Raw genomic sequence first — 20,658 nt, forward strand, 5'->3', positions numbered from 1 at the left:
TGTCGAAATGCCTAATTTGATCGAAAATCGCTTTTACTATCTTGACAATTTTCAGCTCGTTTTGAATTGGGTCGATCAGCGCTACAGCGATCTCCTTATCGATGAGGAACAAGCGTTTATCCGTGACTTTTCATCATTGCCGCAGGTATCCCAGGCATTGTTGGTCAGAATGGTGATGCGAAAAGGGAAGTTATTTCGATCAAGTAAATTGGTCTACGACGAAATAGGGTCGTTAGGCGCAGCAGTGGCGCCGCTGGTTGCGCTGGGATGGGTAGATAACAACCCCTTTCTCAGCGTCGACGATTTGTTTGTTCTACTGAAAAAGACAGAAATACCCCATATTTTTGGGCGAACGCTGCCAAAAAAGTCGGCAAAAAAATCAAGCCAGTTAGAAGCGCTACGAAAAGAGATGCGGGAAATTAGCGAAGATGGCGATATCAGTGATATTCACCCATTTTCCGTTTGGTGGCCCAATGCGACCGAATGCGTCTATCAAGTCAAAGTATGCACAATCTGCGACCATCTCAGATTGTTATTTTTTGGCAATTTACGTCAGAGCTGGACGGAGTTCGTACTCGCCGATCTGGGCATATTTCAATACGAAAAAGTGGCATTTTCATCCACATCGCGAGGATTTCAGAAGCGCCAGGAAATTGAAGACTACTGCCATCTTTTTCAATGTCGAGAACGATTCCAACAAGGCGAGAGTGCCGATGCCGTCATCAACGATATCCCCGCGCAAGCATATGACAGTCTTTTGTTGGAAGAACGGCGTACCAGATTACTATTCCAGATTGCACAGCATTACGAGAAAAGCGAAGATCTGGTCAATGCGCTGACTGTCTATGCCCTAAGTAATTATCAGGGCGCGCGTATTCGTACCATCAGGATAATGGAACGCCGCGGGCAACTTGAAGCAGCTTTCAAACTGGCAAAAATCGCAGAATACGCGCCTGAAAACGAAGAAGAAAAACAGCGTTTATTACGGGTCATCCCTAGGTTAATGCGACAACTTGGTCATCCCAAAGAAGCTGTTGCAAGTCGGGTGCTGCTCAACAAAATGACGTTGACATTACAGAAGCCATCGCAGCAAGAATCAGTGGAAGAGCTGGCAAGAGAATATTTGCAGCTGGCAAACGCACCGCAAAACGCACAAGTACATTACGTCGAGAATGGGTTAATCAATTCCCTTTTTGGATTGCTATGCTGGGACGTTATCTTTACGCCTATACCGAATGCCTTTTTTCATCCTTTTCACACCGGGCCAGCTGATTTATACAGCGCCGATTTTTACCGTCGGCGGGAACCACAGTTTAAGGCGAGTTTGCAGCAACTGGACTCTGATCAGTATGCCGAAACGATCCGCCAGCGCTTCCATGAAAAAAAAGGGATTCAATCACCGTTTGTATTCTGGGATGTGCTGACCGCAGAGTTACTGGAGCTTGCGTTGCTGTGCGTGCCAGCGCATCATTTGAAATGCTGGTTTGAGCGAATTTTGCTAGATATCAAGGCAAACCGCGCCGGTATTCCGGATTTAATTCAGTTCTGGCCAGAGCGAAAACAATATCGACTGATTGAAGTAAAAGGGCCCGGCGATCGCTTACAAGATAATCAACTACGTTGGTTTGACTATTTTAGTAAACACAATATGCCTGCCGCAGTGTGTTATGTCGAATGGACGAAGGAGCTCGAATGCAAGGTGGGGTGAAATACAAGGTCGCCGTCCGCGACCTCTGCGAATTCACTGCAAAAGAAGGGGATCTCGATCTCCGTTTCACACCATCGCCCACGGCGCAGGAGGGGATTGCTGGTCATGCCATCATCCGGTCTCGTCGGGTTGCCGCCGCCGTAATTGGCGCTGAAAGCTATCAGGCGGAAATAACACTTACTGGCGACATGCAGAATTTGCGCGTTGTCGGTCGCGCCGATGGCTATAATCCAGCGCAAAATCAATTAGAAGAATACAAGACATTTCGAGGCGATCTGAACCGGATGCCCGACAATCATCGCCAGTTACATTGGGCCCAAACAAAAATTTACGGCTGGTTGTTATGCCAAAAGTATGAACTCTCTGAATTGCGGGTGGCGTTGGTATATTTTGATATCGCCAGCGAACAGGAAACGGTGCTGGTGCAAGCCTATTCTGCCGCTGCGCTGAAGGGATTTTTTGAAGAGCAATGCGAACGATTTTTGGCATGGTCGGCGCATGAGTTAGCGCATCGTGCCGCACGCGATCAGGCGCTAACGGCTTTGCAGTTTCCTCATGCCGATTTTCGCCCCGGTCAGCGCGCATTGGCTGAGGACGTCTATAGAGCGACGACCAGCGGACGATGCTTGATGGTGCAAGCGCCAACCGGCATCGGCAAAACCATCGGCACAATATTTCCAACCCTTAAAGCATGGCCCCGGCAGGGCCTGGATAAACTATTTTTCCTTGCGGCTAAAACGTCTGGTCGTCGTCTGGCACTAGAAGCCATCACACTAATCGACAAAAGCGCGCCCACTTTACCGTTACGTGTGCTGGAGCTGGTAGCCCGAGACAAAGCCTGCGAACATCCCGATAAGGCCTGTCACGGCGATTCTTGCCCACTCGCTAAAGGTTTTTACGATCGATTGCCGATGGCGCGCAAAGCAGCGGTCACGATAGGTTTGATGGATAAGGCCGCGCTAAGAACGGTGGCGCTGGAACATCAGATATGTCCCTATTATTTAAGTCAGGATATGGTCCGCTGGAGCGATATTGTCGTCGGCGACTATAACTATTATTTCGACCTCAACGCCATGCTGTACGGCCTCACCGTTGCCAATCAATGGCAAGTCACGGTGCTGGTGGACGAAGCGCACGATCTGGTGGAACGGGCGCGGAAAATGTATACCGCCGAGTTGGACCAGATCGGTTTCAATATCGTGCGTCGCTCTGCACCGGCTGAGATAAAAAAATCCCTCGATAAACTTAATCGTCAATGGAATAGTTTAAACAAAAGTCAGAATGCGTCTTATCAGGTTTATCCAGTTATTCCCGCCGCTTTTAGTCATGCGCTGCAGCAAGCTATCAATACAATTTCCCTTTATTTAAATGAAAATCCAATAGAGACTGGGTCGCGGCTACTGCATTATTATTTTGATATGCTGCATTTCGCGCATCTTATTGCATTGTTCGACTCTGCATCCCAATCTAAATCGGAATCTACGTCCGAATCACATTTAGATGTAGATGTGCAGGAAGATATTCATCCCCCAGCGCCTTCGTTATGCGATATCACGAAGGCTGCGCAAAATTCCTCTTCATCGAAAGGCCAGGAAACCGTCATCTGCCTCCGCAATATTATCCCCGCACCTTTCCTTGCCCAGCGTTTTGCCTCTGCGCGTTCGGTTGTCTTATTTTCGGCAACATTAACGCCGTCACATTTTTATAGCGATACGCTTGGACTACCCGCCGATACGGCATGGATAGACGTGCAATCGCCTTTTAGTGCTGATCAATTGTCTGTCAACATTGTCAGCAATATTTCTACCCGTTATCAAGACCGCGCAAAATCGATTGCGCCGATCGTTGCATTGATTGCACGTGAGTACACAACGATGCCAGGAAATTATCTGGCTTTTTTTAGTAGTTTTGAATATCTGCAGCAAGTCGTTGATCGGTTCAGTGCACAGAACCCGGAAATGCCAATTTGGGTGCAATCGCGGCGGATGGACGAGCAGGAACGTGAACATTTTTTGGCTAATTTTTCAGCGACTAGTCAGGGCATCGGCTTTGCGGTGCTGGGCGGGGCGTTTGCTGAGGGAATTGATCTTCCCGGCAAATCTTTAATCGGCGCGTTTATTGCCACCTTGGGTCTGCCGCCTTTAAATCCTGTGAATAACCACATGATGCAGTGCATGAATGCAACGTTCAGCGCGGCGGTGGGGTATGACTACACTTACTTGTTTCCCGGAATTCGCAAAGTGGTGCAAGCGGCCGGGCGGGTAATTCGTACGCAGTCGGATCAGGGCGTTGTTTATTTAATGGATGATCGGTTTGCGCGACCCGATGTTGTGCGTCTATTGCCGAGCTGGTGGAAAGTTGAATCACCAGTGAAATACTGACGCGAGCGGTGTTCAGGCTTGCTCAAAATTACGCCAATACAGCTTTCTTCGACTTGCCTATAAAGCAATAAGTCCTGTAAAGTAACGAGAAAGTGGCAGTGCCGATTCTTGCATTCGCCCTCTGAATATAGAGCGATTCCACATTAGATTCGACGTAGCAATACTCGTCTTTGAATATGCCGAATATTCCTCGCCTCTTGTGGAGCGCAGAGTCGCCATGAAATATCCGGTGCTCCTGTTCTTTGAACACAGATATTCAAATACGTTTATACATTCGCTGATTTTGGGCTCTCTATCTTTGTAGTACTATTTTTTGTATTTCTCTTTTGCGAAAGAAAAAATGGAAAATGTCACAAAGAGCGAAACGATAAAAGCTGCCGACAGTTCATGGATTAAAAAACTCGGCCCCGGATTGATTACCGGCGCTGCCGATGACGATCCAAGCGGCATTGCCACCTATTCTCAGGCGGGCGCGCAATTTGGTGTCAACATGTTATGGACGTTATGCCTAACCTATCCGTTAATGGTAGGCATTCAAATCATTAGCGCAAAAATAGGCCGCGTAAGTGGTCATGGCCTTGCCACTAACATTCGCAGACATTATCCCAAATGGCTTCTCTATAGCATTGTCAGTCTTTTGCTGATTGCCAATACGATTAATATCGCCGCCGATATTGCCGCAATGGGAGATGCATTAAAATTACTGATTGGCGGCAATACGCATTTCTATGCGTTGTGCTTCGGGATTTTGTCGCTACTACTTCAGATTTTTATTCCCTATAGTCGTTATGTCAGGGTATTAAAATGGCTGACGCTGGCGTTACTAGCCTATGTCGCGACCGCCTTTGTTGTGCATGTCCCGTGGACCCAGACGATTAATAAAACATTTTATCCGGAGCTATCCTGGCGATCCGAATTCATTACTACCGTGGTGGCTATATTCGGGACAACTATTAGCCCCTATCTCTTCTTCTGGCAAACCTCACAGGAGGTCGAAGATCAATTGGCTGATGCCAATGCCAAACCGCTCATTGATGCGCCAGAACAGGCACCGGAAAATTTTCGCCGGATAAAAATCGATACATTTATAGGCATGGGATTCTCTAATATTGTCGCGTATTTTATTATTCTCACTACGGCAGTAACACTCCACTCGCATGGCATTACCAATATTCAGACTTCGGCGCAGGCTGCTTCCGCATTGCGGCCGATTGCGGGGGAGTTCGCTTTCTTATTATTCAGTGCAGGGATTATCGGGACAGGACTTCTCGCCGTGCCGGTATTGGCCGGTTCCGCTGCGTATGCGCTGGCAGGTACGTTTCGCTGGAAGAACAGCCTCGAATTAAAACCCACGATGGCGAAAAAATTTTACAGCATTATCGCCATCTCGACTTTACTCGGCGTAGCACTTTGCTTTACGCCGCTGGATCCCATTAAAGCGCTGTATTGGAGCGCCGTGGTCAATGGTGTTATCTCCGTCCCGATAATGTGCGTGATGATGTTAATGGCAGCACGGTCAGACATTATGGGGACGTTCGTCATTAGTCTGCGATTAAAGGCCTTAGGCTGGATTTGCACCGGCGTTATGGCCGTTGCAGTTGTGGCCATGTTTTGTACCATTGGACAATAATCTTTTACCCACCATTTTTACGGCTGTGCATTCCCATATATATTCTTTTTATTCGGCACTATTTCTCTGGTGAATCCCTTTGCAGCATCATGTGCTTTCGCTATTTCCTACATGAAAATCAGTGTTTCACCGATATCTGACAGCAGCTTCGGATATTACGATTTATACATCGAATGAAATGTTAAATCTCATCGATTTGATTATTTAAACGCTTATGTCGACGTGTGAATGCGGGAGTAAGCAGCATTTGTCGAAGGCATGATGCAACTTTTATATGGCGATACAGGAGAAATTTATATGGATTCTCAATCCAAGGTGTCAGGTTTATATCCGTTCGATGCCGACAATACCGGTACAGCATTTGATTTGAATGCTTCTGGCGTGTCGTGGGGCGCGATATTCGCCGGGGCTGCGGCAGCGGCTGCATTATCGCTAGTATTAGTGATTCTGGGCAGCGGACTTGGTCTGTCGGCTATCTCGCCTTGGTCGACCAGTTCAGTGCCGATGGGAAAAGCGACCATTATTTGGCTTGCGTTTACACAGCTTGCAGCTGCCGGGATAGGCGGTTACATAGCAGGGCGTTTGCGTGTTAAATGGGCTAGCGTGCATACCGATGAAGTCTATTTTCGCGATACCGCACATGGCTTGCTATCGTGGGCTGTAGCAACATTGGTGACGGCTATTTTTCTGACCGGCGCGGTGCGCGTTATTAGCGGCGCTGCGTTGGAGGCGGGCGGGACTGCACTCACTGCGGGGGCTGCAGCAACGGGGTTAGCAGCAGGGACGGGCGGTACAGCTAATTCGATTAGCTATTTTTCAGACATGTTAATGCGAGGTCAGCCTAATACCGCTTTGACTTCGAATAACACCGCTTCAACCACCGCCACCACCGGCCAACCCGCTGCACCTGCGACTCAGAACGCCGCTCCTACCAACATGTCGGCGACCGATAGCACTTCGATGCGCGCTGAAGTGGTAAGAATTTTCGCTAACGATTTACGCACTGGTACGCTGTCTCCCGACGATAAGCAATATTTATCAGGTGAGGTAGCACGCCGTACTGGCATGTCTTCTGCGGATGCCGACAAACGGGTGGATGATGTTTTTGGTCGACTGACTAAAGCGAAAACCGATGCCGAGACTGCCGCAAAAAATGCTGCCGACCAAGCCCGTACGATTGCGGCCCATTCCGCACTCTGGATATTTGTGGCATTGCTAATAGGTGCTTTTTTTGCCAGCTTGATGGCAACTTTCGGCGGCAAACAGCGTGACCGTGTGCAGGGCAATGTAGCGCCGTTGTAATGCTGCTTTGCTACTTAAATCTAGATTACGTTGTTAAATATAGGAGATTACGATGGGTGCAATTTTATTATGGCTTATTGGCATACCAATTCCTTTGATTATTTTAATCGCATTATTAACGTGAAAAGTGTTTTGCTTTCAGCAGTTTGCAAGCATATCAATAATAAAATCATAGCTTGAAATAGAAATAACAGGCGCAGTATTGAGCATGGGCAGCAACGCGATGACATCAAGGAAATTTCTTTGCGGAACGCCAGTTCGTCGTATATGGGCTGGTTTATTTTGCGATGCACAAATAGGAAAGACAGAAGGAATATTGATAGGTATGTTGCTTCATGCTTGTTGATAGAGGGGGAGCGGTTGAGGTACAGGCAGCCTTGGTGCGGTCTGATGCTTTAACAACTCGTTTAGTTGTTAATTTTGGAAGGACGTATTATGGCAACGGGTACCGTCAAGTGGTTCAATGATTCTAAAGGCTTCGGCTTTATTACTCCAGATGATGGAGGGGAAGATTTGTTTGCACATTTCTCCGCAATTCAGATGGGTGGTTTTAAAACGCTGAAAGAAGGACAGAAAGTAACATTCGATGTTACTCAGGGTCCTAAAGGCAAGCAGGCGTCTAATATCCAGGATCCCAAAGCTTAGAGGGTGCGATAGTAATCAGATCGTAGGTTTGCCCTCTAAAGGGCTCGCATGTTCGATCGTTTCAGATCAAGGATGGCGAGCCTTTTTCTTTCCCGATATCATCATGTACTTCAGCAATTAATGCATCTAATTAGATAGAACATTATCAGATAAGCAGGTTTGTTTATTGAAACGTTGCTTTGATTTTTTGCTAAAAAACGCTGACGCCGGGCATAGAGACGGATGCGTAATTGTCCTACAGAACAATCAGTGAATGTCCTATGTTGAAGCAGGTACTGATTGCTATATTCTGATTGAATACTACTTTGTAAGTAGCTAGAATGAAGTTCAGAACATAGCCGCAAGAAATATCGAGCACGGCGTTCTAATTCTTCCAAACGCATGACGGTCGTCTTTACAAACCGGTTATCGCAAAAGCTCTGCATCCTTCAGAGTAGTAAATAAAGTAAATTTAAAATAAACATTGGCATCCCATCAACGTATTTGATTATGGAGTTAGTGATGACACGAAATCCTTTGTTTCGAGAAGAAGATAAAATGCATCAACGTCTACGTTCCCCTGCCGTTACTACCGCCCCTCAGGCTGCGAATAAAACAACTCACCAAAAATCTAGCCCAAGCGACGCGTTGTGGCATCGCATGAATACGGCTATGCGCTTGTCATGCCAGCAATCGAAACCGCCGCTTAAGTGACCAGCCAGGTCCTGGTAATCGATTAGGAACGCTTTAATATCTTAAAAATCACGTAGGACAAGACTGTTGCTGATTGATACTAAGCTATGACGTTGTAGTAAAAAAATTGCTTCGAATGAAGCAATTTTTTTGCCGGTTATTCCGGAGAGGTTTGAAGATAGCTTGTATATGAATTAATGCTCAGAAAAAGTCAGCCAGATTAATGGTGATGCTTTCGTGAGTAGTATTGCAAAGATAGAGCTACGCGTTTAGATGGCAATACCCGGTGGGAAAGGAATAAAGGCTTCAACCGCTGTGCCTTTGCCGCCAGTACCGCGTTGAATAGTAAAAGATCCGCCGAGTAGTAACATACGTTCTCGCATACCCAGAAGTCCATGCGATTTTGGTTTTTCCAATACGTCACCCGGAATGCCGATGCCGTTATCAAGAATTTGCAGCCATAGTCCTGCTGCCTTACGTTGCAATGTGATTTTCACGTGAGAGGCGTGGGCGTATTTAATGACGTTGTTCAGCGATTCTTGCACTATACGAAATAAGGCGATTGCCCAATCGGGATCGATATTTTCAAAATCTTCAGCGATTTCTGTTTCGCAAGTCAGGCCCGCGACGTGCGCAATATGTTCGCAATGACTTTCGATTGAGGCGGTCAGTCCCAAATTATCTAACATACTGGGACGCAAGTCTTCAATAATGCGACGCTTTAAATTAACGGTATCTTTTAAGGCCTGTTTTGCCCTTATTAGCTGATTGGAAATGACTGGGGCGGTATCCTTAAGTTGCGCCGAAACGTTCGATAGCGTCATACCGATCACCGTCAAAGCAGAGCCCATTTCATCGTGTAGTTCACGCGCCAACTTGGCTTTTTCTTCCTCCGATACTTTTAATAAATGACGTGAAAGAATAGAGAGTTGCCGCGTGCGCGCAAGTACCGTCGATTCAAGATTTTCATTTGTTAGTTTCAATTCATGTTCCACAGCACGTTGTTTTGAAAAATTGTTCAAAATTAACCGATAAAAAATTATTAAAATAATTAATCCAATACTACTAATGAGATTTCCGATCCACAATGTTCTATTAAACTCAATGTAGAAACGATTATGTCGGGCGGTCAATAATTCTAATTCGTCTTTTTCCATAATGGTATCTACAAGTCGGACCTCATCCATTATCTCTTTACCTTCGCCCAGCCGCACGATTTTCACCACTTCGGGTAAGCCGCCGTCGTGATAAAGCGCAAGCGTTTCATCGAAGTTTTTTAACTTGCGATCAAATAGAACACGTAGTTGTAAAAGGTATGTTTGTTGCACTGGGTTACCCGCAGTTAAGGTTTCTAGTGTCGTAAATTCTGCCTCTAATTTATCTTTGGCGTGTTTCCATGGCGTTAGAAATAACGGATCGTCAGATATGTAATATCCGCGCAAGCTACTTTCTGCATCCATGATCAATAAGTTAATATTTTTTAAATGATCTTTGATGCGCCAGCTATGTTCCATCTCGTCATTATTCTGTTTAAGTTTTTGCAGATTTTGATAGGTGGTAAGGGCTGTAGCGGCAAAAGTCATGAGACAAATTACAAACAGCACCATCACGTAGCCCGGCAACGATGCAGAAGTAATTTTTTTCACTGGATGAGTCCCTTTGATATTTTTAATTATTAATCTAATCACAGATTAGCATGGACGCAATTGGCGCAGGGACAATCAATATAGCGATTTTTGTATGAAGGATCTCGCTTGTGGATAAAGCAGCGATGACAATAAAAAGTAAGAAGAAAATAAAACGAAAAAATGATAATTTTTCATTGCCGCGTCACTAACGCTATTAAATTTTAACGCAATAAATTGGGAGTTGATGTAGGACAAATTCTGATGTATCTGTAGGAGATTTTTCGCTCACATTTAAATGAACCGTAGGCATATTTTGATGTCGAAACGTAACTGTCAATCAATAGGAATTAGGTAGATAATTATTTCAGCCAGTTAACTATTGGCAGGTTTCGCAGTGGTACATGACGCATGTACGCTATATAACAACCAAACGGAGTCCAGCATGAACAGAAAAATAGTTTTGTCTACCATCATGGCGATTTCTTTATCTACCGGCGGCGCAGCCTTCGGTCAGGATAATGAAATGCGCACTGATCGGGGTCATGATCAGGGGCGTAATCAACAAATGCAGCGCGGTGGCGATCAACAAGATCATCGCGGTAACGGCGGGCGACCTATGGATCGTGGCGGATTTCAAAATCGTGGGAACAATAATCAAGTGCGACAAGATGAACGCGGTGCAGGTCCAAACCACGACTTCCGTCGAGGTGGCCGACTGCCGCCTGAATACCGTAACAACAGACAATATGTCGTCGACGATTGGCGCGGGCATCATTTGAGCGCGCCACCGCGTGGCTACCATTGGGTGCAAACAGGCGGTGATTATGTATTGGCCGCTATCGGCACCGGGATTATCCTGCAACTTCTATTAAATAATTGATTTAACCCGCTAGCCTATATTCCCCGCAGATCGTTGTCCGATCTGCGGCTTTATTTTCATTAAACCAATCTAATCTGAAATCTTTGAGCCTTTAAACCATTACTTTATCTAATGTTATTAGCAGATCCCGAACCCGTTCATATTTTTTCTTTTCATCTCCGGGCTTGGCATCCATGGTCGCCTCAATAGGCTGGCCGCCATGACGGGCGATTACTGCAGTGGAGCCTTTGCAGCCAAAGTCGCCGCCAACATATGGGCAAATGACGCGTACCTTTTCTGGCGCGATTCCTAATTTGGTTGATTGTTGTAATACATCCGATCGTCTTGCGGCAGATTCAGATGGGCGAACCATTTTTTGCGCCGGAATCATTTGACATGAAGGCCTCACAAAACAGTGGTGACGAATAGAATTCAGGAAATAAAAAACGCGGAAAATACTCAGCAGCATTCGGTAAAATCTACCCGAATGGCAGCGTATTAATCGTAGACGCCCTTAATTAGCGGGCCAGACAAACACCATCGTACGGGTGCCGTGATTCATCTGTACCTGGACGGTCTTTGCCATCGGCCTATTTTTAACTGTCGCACTAATTTGATAGGTTCCAGGGCGTGGAAATTTAATCAGAATGATCGGTCCGGAGCAGACCGTTTGCAGTGTTGACTTGCCGTCTTTACTGGAGACTACCAGTTGCACATCCGCCAGATAACTACCATCCTGTGCCGCAAAGGTCGCCATCAAATCATAATCTTTGGACGTGCGTTTCATATAATTTGATTCATCAATGCCGACGCCGCCGCAGACGTAGGTAAATCCATTGTCGGTTTTGGTCCGAACTTTGATGCCGGACGAGGTCGTCGGATTGTCCGGTTGTCCATCCGGCTGCATAGGTGGCCGCATTTCCGGCTGAGCATCAGGCATATCGGGCGGTGCCGGTGCTTGTGCCAACGCTGCCGCAGACCAGCTGAAAACAATCAGCAAAAGATTGCTCGCTTTCATGGCTCATCTCCTTCGCGTCACTGTATTGGGCGTTGACATCACGCATCGAAATAGCGCCCACCTGAATGACTTTAAGGTGGGTGCTATTTGCCCGAGGGCTACCTTGCTACGCTCAAAAACTATGGCCTGCTATGAACCGCTGCTGCTAGTGCTAGCAGCCGGAGGTGCCATAGTATCTGGTGTCGATGTGGCCGGAGGTGCCATCGTATTAGGCGGTGATGTAGCTGGCGGCATCGTTGCATCTGGAGCAGATGCAGCAGGCGCGGTTGTATCATCCGCTTTTTTACATCCGACCAAGATTGTGCTGGCGATAAGCGCGGTAATAAGGACACGTTTGATTAACATATGAACTCCCAAAAGATGGTTTAGCTTATGTTGAACGGATTGCCTGCTGTTAAGTAAGTAAGGGTTAAGCGGTCTAAACATGCGGTAGCATGCATGACCTAATCTATGGATAGGCTTATCAGAGAATTGTTCCCTCCAATTTACGAATGATTTCTGCCGTTATAAATCAAACAGAATCAGGCGATGTGTAGCCTATAGTTGCAAGCTTATGTACAGCAGGGAAATAGCCATCTGCCTTTTTTGCGGTCACTGGGCTGGCTGTACTTTGATATGATTTCTGACCGAATTAACGCCGTCGGTATCTTGCGCAATATCAGTCGCCTTATCTGAATCCTCTTGTGTTGCCACCGTTCCGCCCAAACTGACGATGCCGTTAAGGTCCGTCTCGACCTTAATATCTTTCGCATAAGACATTTTTTCAGCCATGAGTTTGGCTTTTACTTTTGTTGTGATCACGGAATCCTTGACTGCGCGCATCGGTTTGGATTGCGACATTGCGCTAGAGTCATCCGCGGCATATGCCATCGACCCCATCGATCCCAACAATGCGCCTAACACCAAACAAGATGTGGCTAACGTAATTTTCATGATCTCTCCTATTAAATGGATCTGCGACCGATTCGTGGATTTTTCAGATATTGCGGATTGCGGTGGGACGTGATGATGGTTCTGTGCCAGCGATGACGCGTCAGGAGCGCATATGTCAGCATGGGCTTTTGATAAGCTTAGGTGATATAAATTGATTTACAAGGCGTTGTTACAAGGATAATAATGAGATGCTTTTTACCAATTTTCTTGCATCATTGATATTGCGGTAGCGTTATCAGCGCGCTGGTTGTTGGCAATAGCGCGCCATTACTTTATGTCTTTATATTAGTCGGCCGAGGCCGCTACCTCTTTAAGCACCTCTTGCGCCGCACGAAATGCATCCACCGCCAGCGGCACGCCACAGTAAACCGTCGCGTGTAATAGCACCTCTCTAATTTCATCAACGCTAGCGTCATTATCAATATTCAATATCGTGACATTCGAAGAGCGCCGCTTCCGGTAAAAATGCGAGGCTGAGCCCAGTCGAAGGACTTTTCAATTGCATGATGCAGGTCATCCCGCTGACTTCTATATGCCCACCTGATCGCTATGCAGTTCTTCCAAAATATCCAGAAACAACTCTACGCGACGCGTTAATGGCCGCGATGCTTCTGTGATCGCGCAAATCGTATTATGAAATTCCGGGCCGTCTGGCAGAGGCTCGATAGCATAGCGTTGCGCCACCAGATTGGCGTAATGCTCTGGCAGCAGGCCGCAATAATTCCCGGTTGCTGCTAGCAGGGCAATCGTTTCCAGACCGCCAGCGTCGGGACCGCGTTCAAAACCATGTTGAGCCAGTGTTTGCTCAACAAACGGGTGAGGGCGGTAGACCAGCGGCACCTGACTATGGGATTTCTGGCCGGGTTGCAACGCGCCATAAACCCGATGCACTTCGACAAATAGCGGCCCATAGTTGAACATCCTGTCTTTCACATACATTCCTCTGATTGCTACCTCGACCCGACGTTCGCGCAAAGCCTGACTGAGGTTGGCGAAGGTCATCACAATAATTTCGGGCTGAACGTCTGGCGCACGGCGCTTGAGTTCGGCCAGCGCTTCGGGAATTTTGCATGCATCGTGTGTAATCAGATGTTCTACCATGCCGATTGAAAGCGTGCCAGATAACACGCCACGGACGGAGTCTATTTCGGTACGAATTCGCTCCAGATACTTGAGCGCATTTGACGCCATTTCTAGCGCGACGATGCCCGCAGCAGTAAGCTTGAATCCTGCCGGTCCGCGCTCACACAAACGCACGCCTAAGCGTTCTTCCACATCACGAATGTGGCGGCTGATGGATGCCTTGGACATGTTGAGGCGTTGCTCGGCGGCGGTGAATCCACCTGCTTGGGCGACTGTGCAAAAAATACGCAACGAGCGCAGGTCTCGTTCATTAAAGTCTAATTGGCTCATGATTAAAAGGTCTCATTTTTCGTAACCATACCACTAAAAGAATCATTTTTCATTTGCTTTCACCCCTACTAAGATTAGGGACATAACTGCTTCACATTGAACTATACGGAGACGACATGAAACTCAAACAGCATCGCCGCAGCGCAATCAAGGCCGCCATCGCGACCGCAATTATTGCTTTTTTACCAGCGCTGGCTATGGCAGAAGGTGGGACGCTGGCAGACATTAAGGCGCGCGGTCAATTGACCGTTGGTACAGAAGCCGCCTACGAGCCTTATGAATATGTAGAAAACGGCGTCATCGTCGGTTACGGTCACGATATTCTTGAATACATGGCAACAAAACTGGGCGTCAAGCTGGTTCAGCTGAATCTGCCGTTTCAAGGATTGCTGCCGGGTTTGATGTCGCATAAATTCGACTTTGTCGCCACCAGCGTCGGGATCACGGAAGAGCGCGCCAAGCGCTTTGCATTCAGCCGCCCGGTTGGGATCGTGCACGCGATGCTTGTGGTGAATGCGACCAATAAAACGATTGTTAAACCAGACGATGCGGTCGGCAAAACAGTGGGTACGCAGATGGGTTCACAGGCTCAGCCGGTGATTCAAGAGTTTGAACGTCAGATGAAGGCCAAGTCTGGCAAAGGTTTTGCTGAGCTGAAACTGTTTCAAGCCTATCCGGACGTTAGCGTTGCCCTCAAAAATGGCACGCTGGATATCGGTGTGATTCCGTCGAATGTATTGTCTGTACAAATGCGTCGCCAGCCCGGTGCCTTTAAGGCGATCGGCGAAGTGGGTGAGCCGCGTTTGTTGGGCTGGGTTGCTAATCCGCAAGATCCTGCGATTCGTACTTTCATCAACCAGACGTTAGAGGAAATGCAGGCTAACGGCAAATTGGTTGAGCTGCAGAAGAAATGGTTTGGTGAGGCGTTGAATTTGCCGACCTCCGGCTACCTCCCCAAGGGTGCACTCTGAGCGGGGGTTTTGCCATGATCGATTGGTTCACGGACCACGGCGCACTTAAGCCGTTTTTTGACGGCGTCTTGCAGGGTGCCGGGGTGACTCTCTATACCAGCAGTTCTGCCTTCGTGATCGGCTTGCTGCTGGGGGTGGTGTTGATGGTAATCCGCGTGGCGGGCGGCCCTATTCTGCGCTCCCTGGTGATCGTCTATGTCAGCGCGATGCGGGGCATGCCGCTGTTGATTCAGCTGCTGATTGCCTACTACGTTTTGCCACCATTGCTCGGCATCAATATTTCACCGATTGCTGCCGGTATTTTGGCACTGGCGTTAAACACGACTGCGTATGTTAGCGAGATATTGCGCGGCGCGCTTTCCACCATTCCGCTGGGCCAGGCTGCATCAGCGCGGGCACTCGGGATGCGGCCGTGGCAAGTCTGGCGTTTTGTCTTGTTGCCACAGATATTTCATCGTGCTGTGCCGCCGCTGACAAATGAATACACCGTATTGCTGAAAGCGTCATCGCTGCTATCGATTATTGCGGTGACAGAGTTGGCGACCGTGGCGCGGAATGCCTCGTTGCAAAGCGATCTGCCGTTGCAGATTTTTGCGGCAACCGCTGCGGTGTATTTCGTCATGCTGTGGTGCGCCTCCTCTGTATCGCGCCGTATCGAGCGTCACTTTTCTGGATTGCTGCCCAATGTTCATTGATCTCGGTATTGTCAAATTGGCGACGCCTGCCTTATTGCAAGGTTTGCAGCTGACCGCCACCATCAGCGCCATCGCGATTCCGCTGGGGATTGTGATCGGCACCATTGCCGCGTATATGGCCGACGCCAATCGCAAGGCATTGCGGGCGGTGGCGCTGAGCTATGTTGAATTGGTGCGCAACATTCCTTTTTTGATTTTGGTGTATCTGTCTTTTTTTGGACTGCCGAAACTCGGTATGCACGGTTCAGCGTTCTCGATTGCGATTGGCACCATGGCGTTTTATACCGGTGGCTATTTTTGCGAAATCCTGCGTGCGGCGTTTCGCAGTGTTCCTAAAGGGCAAATACGGGCCGCGCTGTCGTTGGGGATGTCCGGCTGGAAGATTCAACGTTATGTCGTGGTGCCGCAGCTTTTCGGGTTTCTGATTCCACCGACCGTCAGCCTGACGATCATGATGTTCAAGGATACGGCCGTGTTTTCGGTGATGAGCCTGCCGGAACTGACTTACCAAAGCAATTTGATGACCGCTGACACCTTTGCGTATCTGGAAGTGCTCGGTACAACCGCGCTGATTTACTGGGGAGCTAGCGTAGTGATGGAGACTTTTGGGCACGCGATGGAGAAACGCGTGCGCCGCTGGAGTCATCGCTAATCCCTTTTTTGTTGCTTCACACATTTAAAAATTACATGGAAAACACAATGGAAAAATTGACCTCCGCCCCACGTACAGGACACGCAACGCTGCTTTATTCTGAGTTGGTGACCGATCTGGAAAACCTGCAAGCCGATATCGCCATCCTGGGCATGCCGTTTGGCTCGGCCTATGGCGCACGCTCTTTTACGAACGATCAGACCAACGCACCGCAAGCAATTCGGGATGTTACCGACCGCATCGTGCGTGCACCTGATCATTATGATTTCGATATTGACGGCCCGCTGTTGCAAGGCCGTTCAGACATTCGTTTTGTTGATTGCGGCGATGTAATTCCCGATCTGAAAAATCCTGGCGATCATTATCGTCGCGTGGAATTGGCGGTGCGCCAGATTCTGAAGGGCGGCGGCTTACCGATCATCCTTGGCGGCGATCATGGCGTGACGACGCCGGTTTTACGCGCCTATAGCGAGATTGGTCCGATTACGCTGGTACACGTCGATGCTCATCTTGACTGGCGCGATGAAGTCAATGGCGTGAAAGATGGCTTGTCCAGCCCGATACGACGTGCCTCGGAGATGAAACACGTGGTCCATATCGTGCAAATTGGTTTGCGTGCCCAAGGCAGCGCACGTCCGGAAGACTACGAAGTCGCCAAACAATACGGTGCCGATATCATTACTGCCTATGAATTGCACGACGTTGGCATGGATGCGGTGCTGGCACGGATTCCCGATGGCGGCAATTACTATTTATCAATCGATGCCGACGGCATGGACCCGACCATCATGCCCGCAGTCGACGGCCCGGCGCCGGGCGGTATGACCTTTATTCAGGCCCGCAAATTGATTCATGGGCTGGTGAAAAAAGGCCGCGTAGTTGGGATGGATATCGTTGAAATCCAGCCATCTAAAGACAATGCCAGCAAGCTGACATGCGTGACTGCCGGACGCTTGATCGTCAATCTGATCGGTTCGACTATCAAAGCTGGTTATTTCGACAAATGATCCTGGCGATATTTCAGCGCTAAATCGGCAATCCCATCCTCTGTTGACTGTAAATGACTGCAAATTTCCATGATCGATATTAAAAACGTCTCCAAATGGTATGGCAACTTCCAGGTGCTGACCGATTGCACCACATCCATCCAGAAAGGCGAAGTGGTGGTGGTCTGCGGGCCATCTGGCTCCGGCAAAAGTACGCTCATCAAGACGGTAAATGGGCTGGAATCCTTTCAAAAGGGCGACATCGCTATCGACGGCATCAGCATTGCCGATCCGAAGACGGATTTACCTAAACTGCGCTCGCACGTGGGAATGGTGTTTCAGCATTTTGAGTTATTTCCTCACCTATCGGTGACCGAAAATCTGATGCTAGCGCAGGTGCAGGTACTTAATCGTAGTAATGATGAGGCTCGCATACGCGGACTAAAAATGCTGGATCGGGTTGGTTTGCTGGCACATAAAGACAAGTTTCCAGGGCAACTTTCTGGCGGCCAGCAGCAGCGCGTGGCAATTGCACGGGCGCTGAGTATGGATCCGATTGTGATGCTGTTTGATGAGCCGACTTCAGCACTCGATCCTGAAATGGTGGGCGAGGTGCTGGACGTGATGGTGCAACTTGCCAATGAGGGCATGACCATGATGTGCGTTACGCACGAGATGGGCTTCGCCAAAAAGGTTAGCCATCGGGTCATCTTCATGGATCATGGAAAAATTGTGGAAGACTGTAAGAAGGATGCGTTTTTTGGTGAGCCGCATGCCCGTTCACCACGCGTGGGAGAGTTTTTGTCGCGGATTTTGCAGCATTAATGCTGCATTTGAGATGGCGCTAAGAAAGCAGATTTTTTGTTAGCCAAACACTCGATGAGCCGACGGCCATGATGTCAACATCATGGCCGTCGTTTTTAAAAACTGGCATTGCCCATCAACTTGGACAAGCGCTGTGATATTTCGCGCAAAATCTCTTGTACTGCGTCGAGATCGGGATTGACCTGTTTATCGATGCGTTCGATGAAGGGTACATTCAGCGAAGCTAATATGCGTTCGTTGGCGCCGATGATGGGGAACGAAAGATTGATGACTCCGCGAATTTGGCGACTCTCCATCCGTGAAAAACCGCTACTCCGGGTTTCTTCGATTTGCCGGCTTAACTGCGCAGGGTCAAAATCCTGTTCGCCGTCGATCTTTACGTTGGCGGCCAGCATGCGGCTGCGTTCGGCTTCGTCACGGAAAGACAGCAATACGCGACCGGATGCAGTGTCCGTCAAACTCACCAATCCGCCCACTTTAAGGCCAAAAACCCAGCGTTCCGGGCTGTCGACTTGCGCCACTACGATGACCCGACCAGCTTCATATACTGTTAAATGGCTAGATTGCATGCTGCGGTTGGACAGTTCGCGCATGTGCGGCAACGCGGTGCTGACCAGTGAGCGTATCGGTTGGTGATAGTGCGCTAGCTCGAACAATTTGAGTGACAGCCGGTATTGGTCGCCATCCGCAATCAGATAACCGCGCTGTTCTAGCGTGACCACCATTCTGAAAATTTCATTGACGTTGCGGCCTAGCTGGCGAGATATCTGGTTGAGCGTTAATGCTTGTTCTGAGCGGCACAGCAGTTCCAGGATATCCAGTCCTTTATCTAGCGCTGGCGCGACATAACGCGACTTTCCTGTATCGGCAACGGGAACCGCTGGTGTATCGGTCTCGGCCTCGGGAAGAGTGGTTTTTGGTATTTTTGATGTTTTTGGCATAGCTGGCATGATAACGCGGGATGGCTAGAATGCATTTCATAAATAGTCACGTTTGCGTGCACGAATTTTTATCAAATGAACACTAATATACAGTATGAAAGCAAGGTTTGTCGGGCACGGATACCGCAAATGCGGCCCGTGCCCGCCCTTAGGATTTAGAAATTATGCACTACGCCGACATAGCCGCCGCTCTGACTTTTGCCCGGTAACGGACTGTTATCCGTCGCTTCTACCGAGAAGTTGGCATTGCTGCTGTTGCGTACTGTGCCCAGGCTGGCGTACAGCATTGTACGTTTCGATAACGAATAAGTGACGCCGCCCATCAGCAAGTTGGCATTACCGCCGCCATTGTTGGCGTTCACGCGGAAAACCGATCCTATCAAGGTCAGCGCTGGGGTGATCTGATAGTTCGCGCCTAACCAATAGTGATTGACCTTATCGGGCGCATTGGTGGGTGCATCGGGCGCGCTCAGATTTTCGTAACCGGCAAACAAGCGTAGTTTGTCGATAGTCCAGACACCTCCCAAAATCAATTCTTTTGAAGTGTCATAGACGTTGACAAACTTGCCGTTAGGATCGCGGGCGGTGTCGTAAATCGCACGTAACTCCACCGCCGAATTTGAATACACCAACGAGATGCCATCCTTGCGGCTTTTAGTCAGCGAGCCGACTTGTTCGCCGAGGCCGGTTTGCAGCGTCGCGTTGAAACCGCCCCAGGTCGGGGTCTGATATTCGATGACATTATTCACGCCTTGCCAGTTGCGACCGTGCACCAGGGTGGCGCTGGACATGAATTGCTGACCGCTCGGATCGATATACCAGACATCGTTGCTGATCGACAGGTTTTTACCTAGTTTGATCGATCCGGCTGCGCCATTCAGGCCGACGTAAGAGCGGCGATTAAACAAGGCGCTGCCGTTGGTGGTGCCATTGGTGGCGTCGAATCCGGATTCAAGCAGAAATAGTGCGCTTAATCCGTCGCCCAAATCTTCTGAACCTTTAAATCCGAACATGCTCGTGCCCCACTGATTGCCAGCGGCGCGCAACAAACTGCCGGTACTGCCATCTGGTTTGGCGACGTTCGTCTGGTAATCGACGCCAGCGCTGACGCGACCGTAGAAGGTGACATTGGTGCCGCTAGTTTGAGCATGAGCAGTGGTGCAGCCGATGCCGATGAACGTGATTGCGGCCAATTTTTTTAGATAACGATTCGATGATGTTGCTAGTGGCATGTTGCGTCTCCTGAGGTTTTTTTATGTGATTTGCTGCTGGCTTGCAGCGATAAATGCGTGGCCTGAAATGGGTTTTGCGGGTCTTAAATATCCTTTTTATGTTTTTTATTAATGAAATTAAATTTTATTAAACAGTCAAATTTATCAATTTCCATATCTTTATCTCA

20 protein-coding genes are annotated in these 20,658 nt (G+C 48.5%); 12 read left to right on the plus strand and 8 right to left on the minus strand.

All coding sequences use genetic code 11. The features are described from left to right. Positions 1 to 7: 7 nt before the first annotated feature. The 5 genes from C7W93_RS02745 (at position 8) to C7W93_RS02765 (ending at position 7,666) form a co-directional block, all read left to right on the plus strand. A complete protein-coding gene (locus C7W93_RS02745; protein ID WP_108438639.1) occupies positions 8 to 1,708 on the plus strand; it encodes a VRR-NUC domain-containing protein in 1,701 nt (566 codons plus the stop codon). After that, positions 1,693 to 4,089, plus strand: coding sequence for an ATP-dependent DNA helicase (locus tag C7W93_RS02750; protein ID WP_225869733.1), 2,397 nt, complete (start codon positions 1,693 to 1,695; stop codon positions 4,087 to 4,089). The genes C7W93_RS02745 and C7W93_RS02750 overlap by 16 nt, the downstream gene beginning before the upstream one ends. A gap of 340 nt (positions 4,090 to 4,429) precedes the next feature. Then, complete coding sequence (locus C7W93_RS02755; protein ID WP_108438641.1) at positions 4,430 to 5,719, plus strand: NRAMP family divalent metal transporter; 1,290 nt, start codon at positions 4,430 to 4,432, stop codon at positions 5,717 to 5,719. Positions 5,720 to 6,016: 297 nt separating this feature from the next. After that, the gene (locus C7W93_RS02760; protein ID WP_108438642.1) at positions 6,017 to 7,021 is read left to right on the plus strand and encodes a hypothetical protein; all 1,005 of its coding nucleotides are present in this window, start codon (positions 6,017 to 6,019) and stop codon (positions 7,019 to 7,021) included. A 435-nt stretch (positions 7,022 to 7,456) separates the two neighbouring features. Next, a complete protein-coding gene (locus C7W93_RS02765) occupies positions 7,457 to 7,666 on the plus strand; it encodes a cold-shock protein (RefSeq protein WP_108438643.1) in 210 nt (69 codons plus the stop codon). A 941-nt stretch (positions 7,667 to 8,607) separates the two neighbouring features. On the opposite strand, the gene C7W93_RS02770 is transcribed toward C7W93_RS02765, so the two are convergent. Beyond that, positions 8,608 to 9,984, minus strand: coding sequence for a CHASE3 domain-containing protein (locus C7W93_RS02770; protein WP_108438644.1), 1,377 nt, complete (start codon positions 9,982 to 9,984; stop codon positions 8,608 to 8,610). A gap of 424 nt (positions 9,985 to 10,408) precedes the next feature. Between C7W93_RS02770 and C7W93_RS02775 the strand changes: the two genes are divergently transcribed. Continuing rightward, positions 10,409 to 10,846 (plus strand): RcnB family protein, encoded by a 438-nt coding sequence (locus tag C7W93_RS02775; RefSeq protein ID WP_108438645.1) that lies wholly within the window; start codon positions 10,409 to 10,411, stop codon positions 10,844 to 10,846. A 91-nt stretch (positions 10,847 to 10,937) separates the two neighbouring features. Here C7W93_RS02775 and C7W93_RS24550 read toward each other — a convergent pair whose 3' ends face one another. Beyond that, positions 10,938 to 11,216: a molybdopterin-dependent oxidoreductase gene (locus C7W93_RS24550; protein ID WP_161539862.1), complete on the minus strand. Its 279-nt coding sequence runs from the start codon at positions 11,214 to 11,216 to the stop codon at positions 10,938 to 10,940. 123 nt (positions 11,217 to 11,339) lie between these two features. After that, positions 11,340 to 11,843 carry a hypothetical protein gene (locus C7W93_RS02785; RefSeq protein WP_108438646.1) on the minus strand — a complete coding sequence of 168 codons (504 nt, stop codon included), beginning with the start codon at positions 11,841 to 11,843 and terminating at the stop codon, positions 11,340 to 11,342. Between C7W93_RS02785 and C7W93_RS24380 the strand changes: the two genes are divergently transcribed. Then, complete coding sequence (locus C7W93_RS24380; protein WP_146177506.1) at positions 11,842 to 12,192, plus strand: hypothetical protein; 351 nt, start codon at positions 11,842 to 11,844, stop codon at positions 12,190 to 12,192. The genes C7W93_RS02785 and C7W93_RS24380 overlap by 2 nt on opposite strands. A 242-nt stretch (positions 12,193 to 12,434) precedes the next feature. Here the strand turns inward: C7W93_RS24380 and C7W93_RS02795 are convergent, their stop codons facing one another. From C7W93_RS02795 to C7W93_RS02805, 3 genes are all read right to left on the minus strand, one after another. Further along, entirely contained in the window at positions 12,435 to 12,776 is a 342-nt protein-coding gene (locus C7W93_RS02795) for a BON domain-containing protein (RefSeq protein WP_108438648.1), read from the minus strand. 285 nt (positions 12,777 to 13,061) lie between these two features. Further along, complete coding sequence (locus C7W93_RS02800; protein WP_225869734.1) at positions 13,062 to 13,205, minus strand: carboxymuconolactone decarboxylase family protein; 144 nt, start codon at positions 13,203 to 13,205, stop codon at positions 13,062 to 13,064. Between the two features lie 99 nt (positions 13,206 to 13,304). Beyond that, a complete protein-coding gene (locus C7W93_RS02805) occupies positions 13,305 to 14,189 on the minus strand; it encodes a LysR family transcriptional regulator (protein ID WP_108438650.1) in 885 nt (294 codons plus the stop codon). Between the two features lie 116 nt (positions 14,190 to 14,305). On the opposite strand from C7W93_RS02805, the gene C7W93_RS02810 reads away from it, so the two are divergent. The 5 genes from C7W93_RS02810 to C7W93_RS02830 all read left to right on the plus strand — a co-directional run bounded on the left by C7W93_RS02810 (position 14,306) and on the right by C7W93_RS02830 (position 18,318). Beyond that, a complete protein-coding gene (locus C7W93_RS02810; protein ID WP_108438651.1) occupies positions 14,306 to 15,160 on the plus strand; it encodes a transporter substrate-binding domain-containing protein in 855 nt (284 codons plus the stop codon). Positions 15,161 to 15,174: 14 nt separating this feature from the next. Beyond that, entirely contained in the window at positions 15,175 to 15,855 is a 681-nt protein-coding gene (locus C7W93_RS02815; RefSeq protein WP_108438652.1) for an amino acid ABC transporter permease, read from the plus strand. Continuing rightward, positions 15,845 to 16,507 carry an amino acid ABC transporter permease gene (locus C7W93_RS02820; RefSeq protein ID WP_108438653.1) on the plus strand — a complete coding sequence of 221 codons (663 nt, stop codon included), beginning with the start codon at positions 15,845 to 15,847 and terminating at the stop codon, positions 16,505 to 16,507. Before C7W93_RS02815 ends, C7W93_RS02820 begins: the two co-directional genes overlap by 11 nt. Before the next feature lie 47 nt (positions 16,508 to 16,554). Then, entirely contained in the window at positions 16,555 to 17,514 is a 960-nt protein-coding gene (locus C7W93_RS02825; RefSeq protein WP_108438654.1) for an agmatinase, read from the plus strand. A gap of 69 nt (positions 17,515 to 17,583) precedes the next feature. Next, positions 17,584 to 18,318, plus strand: a complete 735-nt coding sequence (locus tag C7W93_RS02830) for an amino acid ABC transporter ATP-binding protein (RefSeq protein WP_108438655.1) — start codon at positions 17,584 to 17,586, stop codon at positions 18,316 to 18,318. Between the two features lie 95 nt (positions 18,319 to 18,413). Here the strand turns inward: C7W93_RS02830 and C7W93_RS02835 are convergent, their stop codons facing one another. Together C7W93_RS02835 and C7W93_RS02840 are read right to left on the minus strand one after the other, a co-directional pair. Next, positions 18,414 to 19,259 carry an IclR family transcriptional regulator gene (locus C7W93_RS02835; RefSeq protein ID WP_108438656.1) on the minus strand — a complete coding sequence of 282 codons (846 nt, stop codon included), beginning with the start codon at positions 19,257 to 19,259 and terminating at the stop codon, positions 18,414 to 18,416. Between the two features lie 155 nt (positions 19,260 to 19,414). Continuing rightward, positions 19,415 to 20,491 (minus strand): porin, encoded by a 1,077-nt coding sequence (locus tag C7W93_RS02840; RefSeq protein ID WP_108438657.1) that lies wholly within the window; start codon positions 20,489 to 20,491, stop codon positions 19,415 to 19,417. Positions 20,492 to 20,658 lie beyond the last annotated feature (167 nt).

The organism is Glaciimonas sp. PCH181 (genome assembly GCF_003056055.1).
Lineage (GTDB): Bacteria > Pseudomonadota > Gammaproteobacteria > Burkholderiales > Burkholderiaceae_D > Glaciimonas.